Origin of the sequence: Paenibacillus sp. GCM10027629 (assembly GCF_042676425.1) — a bacterium.
Taxonomy (GTDB): Bacteria; Bacillota; Bacilli; order Paenibacillales; family Paenibacillaceae; genus Paenibacillus_K; species Paenibacillus_K terrigena.
This window is the reverse complement of the sequence record NZ_JBHTGZ010000017.1, coordinates 121631-134371: the sequence shown is the minus strand read 5'-3', so window position 1 is coordinate 134371 and position 12741 is coordinate 121631. Positions and strand designations below refer to the sequence as shown.

General features: G+C 46.9%; 12 protein-coding genes. 4 read left to right on the top strand and 8 right to left on the bottom strand.

What is annotated here, in order from left to right:
- Nucleotides 1-21: 21 nt before the first annotated feature.
- From ACFQZR_RS26255 to ACFQZR_RS26230, 6 genes are all read right to left on the bottom strand, one after another.
- Entirely contained in the window at nt 22-960 is a 939-nt protein-coding gene (locus tag ACFQZR_RS26255) for an ABC transporter permease (protein WP_018757449.1), read from the bottom strand.
- A gap of 81 nt (nt 961-1041) precedes the next feature.
- Entirely contained in the window at nt 1042-2508 is a 1467-nt protein-coding gene (locus ACFQZR_RS26250) for an ABC transporter substrate-binding protein (protein WP_379351309.1), read from the bottom strand.
- Between the two features lie 148 nt (nt 2509-2656).
- Nucleotides 2657-4177 (bottom strand): response regulator, encoded by a 1521-nt coding sequence (locus ACFQZR_RS26245; RefSeq protein ID WP_379351308.1) that lies wholly within the window; start codon nt 4175-4177, stop codon nt 2657-2659.
- A 1-nt stretch (nt 4178) separates the two neighbouring features.
- Complete coding sequence (locus ACFQZR_RS26240) at nt 4179-5993, bottom strand: sensor histidine kinase (RefSeq protein ID WP_379351307.1); 1815 nt, start codon at nt 5991-5993, stop codon at nt 4179-4181.
- A 290-nt stretch (nt 5994-6283) separates the two neighbouring features.
- The gene (locus ACFQZR_RS26235) at nt 6284-7261 is read right to left on the bottom strand and encodes an aldo/keto reductase (RefSeq protein WP_379351306.1); all 978 of its coding nucleotides are present in this window, start codon (nt 7259-7261) and stop codon (nt 6284-6286) included.
- Nucleotides 7262-7464: 203 nt separating this feature from the next.
- Nucleotides 7465-8850, bottom strand: a complete 1386-nt coding sequence (locus tag ACFQZR_RS26230; RefSeq protein WP_379351305.1) for an Ig-like domain-containing protein — start codon at nt 8848-8850, stop codon at nt 7465-7467.
- Between the two features lie 239 nt (nt 8851-9089).
- Between ACFQZR_RS26230 and ACFQZR_RS26225 the strand changes: the two genes are divergently transcribed.
- From ACFQZR_RS26225 to ACFQZR_RS26210, 4 genes are all read left to right on the top strand, one after another.
- Entirely contained in the window at nt 9090-9980 is an 891-nt protein-coding gene (locus ACFQZR_RS26225) for a helix-turn-helix transcriptional regulator (RefSeq protein WP_379351304.1), read from the top strand.
- Nucleotides 9981-10048: 68 nt separating this feature from the next.
- Complete coding sequence (locus ACFQZR_RS26220; protein ID WP_379351303.1) at nt 10049-10318, top strand: zinc ribbon domain-containing protein; 270 nt, start codon at nt 10049-10051, stop codon at nt 10316-10318.
- 24 nt (nt 10319-10342) lie between these two features.
- Nucleotides 10343-11113, top strand: a complete 771-nt coding sequence (locus ACFQZR_RS26215; protein ID WP_379351461.1) for an SPL family radical SAM protein — start codon at nt 10343-10345, stop codon at nt 11111-11113.
- On the top strand, nt 11089-11223 hold the full coding sequence (locus ACFQZR_RS26210) for a hypothetical protein (RefSeq protein WP_379351302.1): 135 nt from the start codon (nt 11089-11091) through the stop codon (nt 11221-11223). The genes ACFQZR_RS26215 and ACFQZR_RS26210 overlap by 25 nt, the downstream gene beginning before the upstream one ends.
- A 53-nt stretch (nt 11224-11276) precedes the next feature.
- On the opposite strand, the gene ACFQZR_RS26205 is transcribed toward ACFQZR_RS26210, so the two are convergent.
- Nucleotides 11277-11513, bottom strand: coding sequence for a hypothetical protein (locus ACFQZR_RS26205; protein WP_379351301.1), 237 nt, complete (start codon nt 11511-11513; stop codon nt 11277-11279).
- Nucleotides 11514-11526: 13 nt separating this feature from the next.
- Nucleotides 11527-12741: a Ger(x)C family spore germination protein gene (locus ACFQZR_RS26200; RefSeq protein WP_379351300.1), complete on the bottom strand. Its 1215-nt coding sequence runs from the start codon at nt 12739-12741 to the stop codon at nt 11527-11529.

Sequence of the window (12741 nt, the reverse complement as noted above, 5' to 3'; positions counted from 1 at the left end):
TTCCTCCTTCCAAGGCGATCCTTAGAATAATGCGTTGTCCTTGTCCCATTTGCGAACGATCCAGTTCGAGACAATAACAAGCGTAAATCCGATCACTGATTGATATAATCCTGCTGCTGTACTCATGCCAATCTCACCTGTTGCTTTGAGACCGCGGTATACGTACGTATCGATAACGTTCGTGACAGAGTAGAGTGCACCCGAATCTCTTGGTACTTGATAAAAGAGACCAAAGTCTGCATAGAAGATACGTCCAATTGCAAGCAATGTTAGAATGGTCATCAGCGGTTTAAGCATTGGGAGAGTAATGTTGCGAATTTGCTGCCATTTGCTAGCCCCGTCGATCATTGCCGCCTCATAGAGTGATTTATCAATCCCCATGATCGCCGCTAAATACACAACGCTGTTATACCCAACGGACTTCCATAGGAAGACTAGAATAATGATAAATGGCCAGTATGCTTTCTCGGTATACCATTGTGTTGGCTCTGCGCCGAACCAACTGCCGATTTGATTGATCATCCCTTTATCAAAGCTCAAGAAACTGAACACGAAATAACCAACAATAACCCAAGATAAGAAATAAGGCAGGAACATACCGGTCTGATACACTTTTGCAAGCTTTTTGTTCGTAATCTCAGCGAGAATAATCGCCATCGTTACCGCAAGCACTAGACCGACAATAATGAAAAAGATGTTATACAATAATGTGTTACGCGTAATGATATAGGCATCATTGGTGCTAAATAAGAACTTAAAGTTATCCCATCCTACCCACTTGCTGTCTACAATACTTGCCCAGAACCCATCACGGCTGTTACGGTATTCCTTAAATGCAATAACAACCCCGGCCATTGGCAAATAGGAGAAGAACAGGAACCATAAGGTCGCCGGCAAAGCCATCAGCAGAAGTACTTTATTCTTATTGATATCCTTGAAGAATCCGCCGATCCTTTTCATACGATCACCTCTCGAATCAAAGTTGAGAATGAATTAGGCGAATGATCAACATCCGCCCAATTCATTTATATCTTGTGACGTTTATTTCTTCGTTGCTTTCCAAGCATCCACTTGACTTTGTGCTTCAGCAATAATTTTATCTAAGCCAGCAGCTTTGAATTTCGCAGTTGCTTGTGGAATGAATTTATCTGGATCCACAGTTCCTGTCATAAGCGATGCCCAGAATTCTTCTTTAACGTTTTGTACTGCTGCGATTTCTGTTGTTACTTTGGATGGATCGAAGTTGAATCCTAGAAGCGGTGCTTTTTCACCCGAATCGTTGAATTTTTTGAACTCGTCCCATTTGTTCTCAGGGTCGTTCTTGTCACGGTATGTGAGCATTACGTTACCAAGGGAGAATGTCGGCATATCGTAGTTCTTGGATTCTGGCAAGTTTTCCATCGCATCGTCGCCTACTTTTTTGTAGTGAACGCCTTCGATACCGGAATCGATCATGTTACGAAGAACAGGGTCAGTATTGAGCAAGTTCAAGAACTCCATTGCTTTCTCAGGATATTTCGAGTTCGCAGAGATCGCTTGCATCGAACCCATAACGGACCAGTTGTAGATCAACGCAGGGCTAGCAGCTTTGGATACGACAGGGTAGCCAAGGCTTTGGGACCAAAGGTTATCTGCGAACGGTTGGTTCGTTGCTTTATCTGTTAACCATTTACCTGTAGCTTGTACATCAGACAAGGAAGTCAGTGTTGCAGCTTCTGTTGGGATGTAACCTGCTTTGTAGTATTTGTGCATTGTTTCAAGCGTTTGCTTCATCTCAGGTGTTTCAAGGATGTTAACGACTTTCAGATCTTTATCGCCAATTTTAACCGCCATCGGCATGTTCTCGATGATGTAATCGAAAGGAACGATCGGGTTAAATGTTTTGTCTACTGCAAGCGCATAAGTACCTGGCTCGTTTTCTTTGATTGTTTTAAGCAAAGGCTCAAGGCTTTCAAGGGAACCTACGTTATCCAGGTTCAATTTGTATTTATCAACAAGGTTTTTGTTGAAGCGCCATACGGATTGTGCTGGAAGCTCTTTGTTCGCAGGAACACCGTAGTTGTGTCCGTCAACTTTGGAGCCTTCAAGGAATGCCGTATCAAGTGTGTCTACGATGCCTTTTCCTTGATTCTTCAGTAGGTCATCGATCGGCAGGAATGCGCCTTTACGTGCATTTTGTACATAGTCGAATGCCCATGATGACGTGAACATGAGGTCCATCGGTGTACCCGAAGCCGTCATAACTTGCATTTTCTGAGTGTAGTCACCCCAGTCGATCATGTTCATTTTTACAGTTGCGCCGATTTTCTCTTTTGTATATTTGCTAACCTCTTCCATAACACGATCCACATCTTTTTGTGGTGTACCGATCGTGTACCAGATCAGTTCTACGGGTTTCTCAGGTGTTCCAGTGCTCTCTTCTTTTTTGCCCCCGCATGCACTTAGGGATAATGATAGCGCTAACATCAGCACTAAAGTTGTTACAAAACTTTTTCTCACTTTACTCATTTTTTGTTTCCCTCCTGTTGTACTTCTCAATGACTGACCCCCGTTTGGGGATATATTTACAGTACCTCATGAAAGCATTTTCAAATAGGCGACAAAGTAAATGATCTATGTCCAAACTAAAGAAAAAAAAGACTACTCTAATTATTGTTTAGAGTAGCCCTTTATATTCCGTTGGGGAGATTCCCACATATTTCTTAAACTGTTTGTAGAAGTATCCTGTCTCCCAATAGCCCACATTCCGCGCAATTTCGTGGACTTTCAAGTGCGTGGTCTTCAACATTTCCTTGGCTTTATCAATCCGGTATTTATTAATGTATTCGGTAAAGGTTTCGCCCGTCTCCTTGTGGAACAACTGCCCTAAATACACGGGATGGATGTTATATTGCTGGCCCATTAGCTTGAGTGACAATTCTTCGGCGTACGATTTGTGAATGTAATTGAGCACCTGCTGCACAACGGGACTCTTCACATCGGAGATGAGAAATTCGACCGCCGTATCGCACACGCTATGAATGGCTTCACTCAAATCGTCAATCGTGCTTGCTGTACGAACTTGATCGAATGCGTCATGGAACAGATCCGTCTCTTCAGTATGGCGTATCGCTTTCAGTTCCACCTTGAACCGAACGATCATTTCAAGAGCAATGTTCTGCACATCGTGCGGCATGATGCCCGGGAGACTCTGAATTCGGCTGAAATCCTCTCGGATCAATTGATGCAGCGCTTCGTGGTCTTTGGCAATAAGCAGCTTGGTATACTGCGCCCAATCCAATGTAAAATCAACCCGTTCAAGCTCCTGTCGAATCGGAAGTTCACTATAATCCATCATATCTTGGTCTGGATAGATCCAGAAATAAGCCTGCGTCTTCTTCGCATTCTGGTAGCTTGTCCCTGCATGCTGCGGAAGAGATTCCATGCTGCCAATCGAGATCCGAAGCGGATGGTAGTTACTGAGTCGATCATGCAGTTCTTGCAACCACGCCTTCAGCTCTGCAAATCCTTCGTCAGGATTCTGGATGCACGCAAGCAAAATTAGATCCCCGTCAATATCGCGGAAGCAGTTATATGTCTTGTGATGCTTCAATTGTCTTGCAATGAGTTCGAACACCTCAGGCTGCTTGCTCTCCGGACTGAATACGACGGCCGCAATATAAGGTGCATTGAACGTGATATCGAGCAGATCCATCCGTTCCTTGAATTCCATGGGACCGATCTGATTCGTGACCCAGCGATGGAGCGTATTGTCTTTCAGAATTTGCGTGCTGAATTCCGTGATCATTCGCTCTTCTCGGAACGTATTCAACTTCTCAACGGTATTCAGCAGCGTTGCACGCAGCTCCTCGACATTGATCGGTTTGAGCAGATAGTTCTCAATCCCGAGACGCATACCTTCTTTCAAATACGTGAACTCATTAAACCCGCTAAGCACGATAACCTTAAGCTCATCGTGGAACTCTCTCGCTCCGCGAATGAGTTCAAGGCCATTCATCACGGGCATCGAAATGTCCGTAATCAGAATATCGACGAGTGTCTGCTGCATCGCATCCAGTGCCTTACGTCCGTTCTCGGCATGGCCGACAATCTCGAGACCAAGCGCGGACCAATCGATAATATCGTATAGGCCCTCGATAATAAAGGGCTCGTCATCGACAATAAATACTCTATACATCTTAACTCTCCTTCTCTTCGATGTCTGGCAGGAGCACCTTCACAATCGTGCCTTCCCCATCCCGACTCTGAAGTTCAATCCCATAGGGACTGCCGTACAAAAGCTGAAGCCGATCATGCACACTACGGAGTCCGAACGATTGGCCTTCTGGCGCATCAGGGTGCAGGGAAGATCGTATCTGTTCTAGCCGTTCAGCCGTTATCCCATGTCCGTTATCCTCAATCTGTACGAGAATCCCCTCATTACAGCGCATCACGCGGATATGAATGACATTATCCATCTGATCGGTCCGAAGGCCGTGAACAATATAGTTCTCGATAATCGGTTGAAGCGACATCTGCAATACTTTTTTGTTACTAAGCTCGAAGTCGCATTCAATCGTGTAAGAGAATATATCTTTGTAGCGGATTCGGAACAATTCCAAATATAATCGGCACGCTTCAAGCTCATCCTTCAGCAAATAAATCTCCTTCTGGTGCACGAAGCTGCGGAATAGCGCCGACAAACTGTAGATCATCTCCCCAACATCTTGTGCTCCTTGCGAGATCGCCCGCATCCGAATGACTTCTAGGGTGTTATAGAGAAAATGCGGATTGATCCTCGCTTGCAAGGCCATAAGCTCTGTCTGCTTTTGCTTAATATCTGCCTTATATACCCGATCGATGTATTGATTCAGATCCATCAGCATATCATTGAAGCTATGTGCAATCTGGCCGAGCTGATCTTCGTTCGGGTCGTGAATGCGAGCGGTCAAATTTCCTTCTTTCACTTCTTGGGTGAAGCGAATAATCTCGTTCGTCCGTCTTGCGAACCGTATGATGAAGATCGATGGGAACAGGATTGCGACAAGGATACAAATGGCGCTGACGCTTAGAATCGTATTGCGTAAGCCGTTATAGGAGGCCTGCATCTCCTCCCTTGAGATCATGCCAAGGACCATATAGCCACCTTTATTCTGCGTCAGCTTGGTCATATATTGATTATTCACTAGCTCGCTGCTCTCATAGAAGGAGTTAATCGCCGCCATATCCGGATAGGTCTGCCCGTACATCTGTCCAAGGGAATCGAACAATACGCCACCTTCTGTGGTGAGCACGAGAATACGACCTTTAAGGTTATCCTTCAAATCAACGAGCGTCTTCCAGATGCTATCCGAATTGTAGAACACGAGCAGTTGGCCGATATTCGTCAGGGACTGCTTATCATTAAGCTGCAGCCGAAGCGAGAACAAATGCGTATTCCATTGATTCAGCGCCTTGCGTACCCACGGATTCGGGAGTGTGATGTTGCCGCCTTCCAGTGCCATCACGTCGGGGATATAGGTATGTACGACATCCGTCTTCCGTACCTTGAGCTGCTGGTACTGATTATATTCGTACATCGTCTGCTGTCCCGAGCTGTATAGGATGAGGTTGCTGATATCTTCGTCGTCATCCATCTTGTTCTTGAAATATTGGAGCGTCTCCGACCATACACTGTTCGAATTTCGGTAATATTGATCCAAATTATACTGAATGTACTCTTGGAATGGATGCTCCAGGAAATACGTTACGCCCGCCGACAACAACGAATCTCGGTATACGCCTTCAACCATCATGTGTACGGCATCGTATTTCGACGAAATATAGCTGTTGACGCGCTGCATCGCTTGCTGCTGACTTTCCAGCTCCCGATTAATCACCGTCTCGGACATGGAGCGGAACATCAAATAAGAAAACGTAATAATGGTCACGATCGTGATGAAGGAGAACAGAAGAATCAGCTTCATAAACAAGTTGTTTTGAAATTGTGTGCGGTAGAGGCTGCCTAATTTCATACTGTACATCCCTTCATACGTTAGTCAGTAGTTGATTATATCACGACTTGCACAGAAGTCGAAATGACACCACGGGTCGAAACATGTTCTATAGCGCATAGGTGGGGAAGGGCTGGAGGTTCAGGTCTCTGACGCTTATCCCCCTGTCATCCCTTTCAGTTCTACATCGGTGCGGAGTTGGACTTTTTGAATAGTACAGCATCAACACAAAAACGATCCAAGGGTTTCTCCCTTGGATCGCACTTTTCACTTCACTACCTATAAACCATATGTCTTTCGAATTCGCGAGCTTAAGGCATATTCACGCCACGTGAACTAACATAGAGTGAATACCACTCTTCACGCGTCATCAGCTGTGCTTGGCGCTCAGCATCCTTGGTCGCCAAGATCCGCTCCACATTCGACGATCCAATCACCGGTTGAATCCCAGCAGGGTGACGCATCAACCAACCCAGCACGATCGCTTCCGGCGTTGTACCTTTCTCCGCTGCCATCCGCTGAACCATCGCTGCTGTTGCTTGAATATTCGCAGGTTCGCCTTCCACGCTGCGGCCTGTGAATCGACCTTGTGCAAGCGGTGCCCAAGCTTGAATCTGAACTTTCTCCATCTGGCAATATTCCATCAGCCCCTCAGAGAAGTTCACATTCACGCCCGCTTGTTGGTTCACATGAACCCCTTGATCGAGCCAATCGAGCTTCGCAAGACTCATTTCCAGCTGATTCACGACAAGCGGCTCAGGTAATGCGCTCTGCAAGAAACGAATTTGCGCCGCACTCATATTCGATACGCCGAAATATCTCACTTTGCCCGATGCCTTCAATTTGCCAAACGCTTCTGCCACTTCCTCAGGCTCCATTAGAGGGTCTGGACGGTGCAGCAGCAGCACATCCAGATAATCAACGCTAAGACGGCTAAGTGAAGCATCGACGGATTCTAGGATATGCTCTTTGGAGAAATCAAATCGTCCAGGAACGTCGCCTTCTCCGAATCGAATGCCGCATTTGGTCTGAATCACGAGCTGTTCACGCAGCTCAGGTCTGTTCTTCAGAATGCGGCCGAAGGCCTCTTCTGCTTTACCCATCGTATAGATATTCGCATGATCGATCATGGAGATGCCGATGGACATTGCTGCATCCAACGCCTTCTCCGCCTTCAATACATCATCCGCCAATAGTGGGTCACGGTTCCATCCGCCACCGAACGGCATGCATCCCATAATCACTCGGCTTGCAGCAATACCGCGTTGTTGTAAAGGTATGATCTTCATAAGTTGTATAGCCTCCTGTGCATGTGAGAAATATGACGATATTCACATCCATTATACACAGGTTAGATGCAATCATACGAATTTTTTACATGCTAGCGATATTTCGCTTAAACAGCCCGGACAAATTTTAACTCGAGAAAACCCTAGTACACTAAGGCACTAGAGCATAATTTTGGGGATTTGAGTGATTTCTAACACCGATACTACTCTATCGTTATACGCAAAGATACATTTTTACCGCCATAGCTAAACGTGATGACGTCTTTGCCTTTGCTCACCGCGGTAATCGTGCCCTGATTGGCAGTCGCCTTACCATTCGACTTAGCCTTTGCGAGCGTCGTTACATCGGTGCTGTTCCCACTGCTGAACACGGCTAGTACTTGATAAGTTGTTGTCTGATTTAAAGCAAGCTTTGATGTCGATGCCGTGACCTTCAACTTCTGCAGCTTAGGCGTGACTTGGACCGGGATCTCAAATGTGCGATCACCGTACCTGCCGACGATCGTTGTCGTACCTTCTGCCAATCCTTTTACGCTTGATCCTGTGGCTTTGGCAATTTGCGCGTTTGCGGATGTCCATGCCACCTTGCTTGCAAGCGACACCTTTTTACCGCTGGAATAGGTGCCGATCACTTTGATGGGCTTAGATGAGCCGGCTTCCACCACAAGAGAGGCAGGCTGCACTTCAATACTCACCAGGCTCTCCTGCAAGGTGACTGGAAGCGACACGCCTTTTCCTCCATAATACAGTTTGACGCTGGCCTGTCCCTGTGACTGACCGGTCGCCGATACTGTGCCGTTGCTCACTTGAATGCCTTTGCCGTCTGCTTTAGCCGTCACCTGGGAAGAGACATCCACCGTGCGTCCACCTTCATAAACCGCCTGAACGGAATACGTGGCCGATTTACCAGGCGTCAGAACCAGCTTCGCAGGGGTTACGGTTAGTTTGATAATCTTCGGCGTAATCTGCACGGGAATTTCGAACTTTTGCGCACCAAGAACTCCCGTAACGGTCGTACTGCCTTCCGCCACGCCCTTTATCGTCGTGCCGCTAACCCGCGCTACTTGATCATTTCCGGATTTCCACGTCACTTTCGTTGCGAGCGATACTTTTTTTCCACTTGCGTAGTAGCCCGTTACTTTAATCGGCTTAGAGGAACCTGCACTTAACGTGACGGAAGATGGCTCCGTTTCATATTTCACGAAATCCTCTTGGATTTGAACGGGAACGGTAACCGTCTGATTGCCGTATGTACCTTTCAGCTTAGCTGTGGCTGCATATTTGCCGCTCACCTTGCCTCCGCTGATATTCAGCACATCCGAATTAGACTGCCACGTGATGAATCCAGTCACGTCCTCGATTTTGCCGTCCTTATACAAGGCGTTTACTTTCGGAAGATTGGTTTCCTGTCCAATGATGAGATCTAATGACTGGGGCGCAGCTATCAATTTAAATGAAGCCGCCACAGCATTGCTCTTGGCTTGTGTGCTTGCCGGCCATGATATGGCAAGGATCAGCATCAGCATAGAACATACAACTAACGATCCAATACGAAATTGGCCTTTTCCTGATTCAAATACTGACTTCATAAGTTTCTCCTCTCACAACTGCCTGGTTATATCACTTTCGATGCCTTATTCGGATAGGCTCTACTTCATATAACGGCTGTTAATGAGAAAAATTGTTGCTTTTTAATAAAATTGGATGCCATCCGAGTACACCTGATGCGTTATCCATTCGCTTGTCACGAGCTGGCAGACTAACGTTAATATGGAGACAATAAATAGACCTGGAATTATGATATAGTGACGTGGAGGTGATGTAACCCATGCAAATCCATCGGATGTTCGAGATCGTATATCTCCTTATGCATAAGAAGACGGTCACCGCCAAGGAGCTTGCTGACCATTTTGAAGTGTCTCCGCGCACGGTATATCGGGACATCGATACCTTGTGCGAAGCCGGCATACCGGTCTATACGCTCAAAGGTAAAGGAGGCGGCATCCGGCTCCTCGATAACTTCGTCCTGAACAAGTCGATGTTATCCGAACAAGAGCAAGAAGAAATTCTCTCATCGCTATCCGGGCTGAATGCCGTCACGGGCGATATGGAGCAAGTGCTCGCGAAGCTCAGCGGCTTCTTCAATAAGACGATGCCCAGTTGGATCGAGGTCGATCTGTCCCATTGGGGTGAGGAGCATTCAGACCATTACCAGCTGCTGCGTGCCGCGATCCTACAACGCTTGGTCATTCGGTTCGTATATTTCAACAGCAGCAGCGAAAACTCCATTCGAACCGTCGAGCCCCTTCAGCTATGGTTCAAACATAGAACCTGGTACATCAAAGGCTACTGCCGGCAAAAGCAAGCCATGAGACTGTTCAAGCTGACGCGCATGAAGCACATCGAGCTGCTCGAGGAGCATTTCGATCGCGAGCTTCCTCAGTCGTTCCATGAGCAACAGGCAAGTCAAGTCGCAGCCGTGCGGCTAGTTCTACGCATCGATGCTTCGCAAGCCTATCGGCTCTACGATGAATATGACGAGCGTCAGCTCACGAGAGATGAGAACGGTAACTTCATCGTCACAGCCGAATACCCCGAGGATGAGTGGGTGTATGGCCATGTGTTATCCTTCGGCCATTATGCCGAGGTGTTAGAACCTGTACGTCTTCGTACCCTCATCAGTGAACGACTCCAACTCGCCGCGAAGCGATATTTATAATATGACATTCAGTTGTCACATTACATCTCGTACAATGAACCTAACAACGCGAAAGGGGAAGATATGAGATGGGATCAACAACATATTGTCAGAGCTGTGGTATGCCAATGGGAGGGAACGAGGAGCTGCTCGGGACCAATGCGGATGGAAGCAAAAATGAAACATATTGTACGTATTGCTACCAAGAGGGCAATTTTACAGCGGAGATGTCGATGGAAGAAATGATTGAATCCTGTGTGCCACATATGGTCGATGGGAATCCGGGGATGACCGAAGAAGCCGCGAGGCACAGTATGAAGGACTTTTTCCCACAGCTGAAGCGCTGGGCAGCACAATAAATTCAAACATAATAGGTGAGCGAGATGGAATGGGTACATACCAAAGGCCTGCTGATCAAAAATAAGCATTACGATTGGTTCGGACATGACTATACGATGAATTTGTACCGTGGTTGTCACCATGGCTGCATATACTGCGATTCCAGGAGCAGCTGTTACGGGATTGAGCATTTTGACATCGTGCGTGGTAAAGCCAACACGGAGGACATCCTCCGCAGAGAGCTTGCTAGCAAGCGCCATAAAGGTGTCATTGGCATGGGCTCGATGAGCGATCCGTACAATCATGATGAACCGGATCATCTGCTCACAAGAAATGCACTAAAGCTCATTCATCAGTATGGGTTCGGCGTGTCGATTGCGACCAAAAGTAAGCTTGTTACGCGGGATATCGAACGTCTCGCCCTCATCCAGATGCAGGCGCCTGTGAATGTCAGTCTATCGATCACCGCAGCAGATGATACGCTCAGTCAGCGAATTGAACGGCGTGTCTCTCCGGCTTCGGCTCGCTTCCAAGCTTTGAAGGAATTATCCGAAGCCGGAATCTATGCTGGGGTATTGCTCATGCCTATCCTACCGTTCATTACGGATCATGCATCCAATATTCGTGAAATTATAAGTCGTTCTTATGAGGCTGGGGCGAAATACATTTACCCGTCGTTTGGAATGACACTGCGGGAGAATCAACGAGATCATTATTTTCGTTGGCTGGACAAGCTGTATCCAGGACTCAAGCGCAATATATTCGCACATACGGGATTCGCTACAGCTGCATGTCGACGCGTCAGCAGCAGCTAGAATGGGTCTTCCAAGAGGAATGTGAGAAACGCGGAATAACTTATCGCATGCCGGAGATCATCGCTGCTTACAAGTGGGAGCGCGGACCCGAGCAGCTTGAATTATTCTAGCAAAAATCATGGTCCGACCTGTTCCTCATTTTCTAGGCAAAGGATTCTTAGACTTACCCAGCCTTCCATAGTTGACCGATCCATTTGCCTACAGGCGTAAAAACGGCATTCATAGGAGAAGCAATGGTCAGCTTAGGCCATGTGTAGATGTCCGCTAGACTTAGATACATACACCATCCGACCACACAAACGTACAAGACAAGTTCTTTGGTATAGCCCTTACTTCGCATTGTACGGGTGCCGATGTAGAACAGCATGGCATAGAACAAAATCCATAATCCCGTTTTCATGGTAGAATCATCTCTATTCATTAGAATTTGTACTCTTAAATGGTTTGTTGGTGAGCCCGACACGATCCATTGAAATATTTATATGGGGCTCAATTTGGATTTTACTGAAAGTCTCATCCCAATTCTTCTTTACTCTTCTCCATTCCCTCGGATATTTGCGATGGACGGCATCAGCGAACCCGAATACATCTACTTTCAGCCGCTTCGCCGCCTCCCAAGATTGGTTCACCATCTGCTTCACTTCCTCTTGCAATTGCTGTTCCAATTGTTTGACCGCCGCAGGTTGAGTGAGGTCCGTCACGCAGTTACTCTCCAAGAGATACCCCGCGCCTTTAATATCGATCCCCATGTTTATCTTGCCGTTACGCAACGTGGGTTTCAACTTCGTGGCAGAAGTCTGGAGGCGAAATGTCATATTATAGGTCTTGTCCCCTGGTTTGCATCGAAATGTCAGATTACTGGAACGCACTTTGTTCGCAATAAAAGAGACGCCAAGCCCTTCTTCCCGCGTCAACCAGCCTGCAAATTTATCCCCACGCATTACGGCAAGCCTTCCTATTCTTAACTTCGCCTGCTCATAGGTTTTTTTCAGGACATCCAGTGATCTACCGTCCTCGTCGTTACCCGCAAAGACAATTTCCGGTATCACAGCACCTTTCCCGTCACTCGTGATTGCCATCGCCAATTCGTACAACATGACACTTGGAACGATCGACGTATTACGTGATTCATTGCTGAGGATCCCACGAATTCCTTGACCTGGTATTTTCTCCGTATGGATTAATCGTTCCAGAATCGATCTTGCATTGCCTTGCGTAATTAGGACATTGACGGTCTCGCGGGCATCGGTATTCCGGTAATGCAAATCAAGAATCTCATTAATCCCATGCCGAGCGACTTCTTCGCTAATAATTATGGCACTATTATGGGCAAAAAACATCTGCCGCGGCGTCTCCATACTGCTCTTGCCGACGGCTTCTCGAATTGTTCTCCCCTCTGAAGAGAATACCGTAACAGGGGATTGTGAGCCGCCCCCGCCTGCAAGACCTGTACCCGACGAAATCGCCGACGGAATGATGACCTGATAAGAATTCACCCATTTGTTGCCATTAAAATCGAAGGATGACGCCGAGACAATCGACAACTCGTTAAGCTCAATTCGATTCCAACAACCCGATATGAGACTGCATGCAAGGAGCAGCACGATAATTCCCGTTATTTTCTTCAT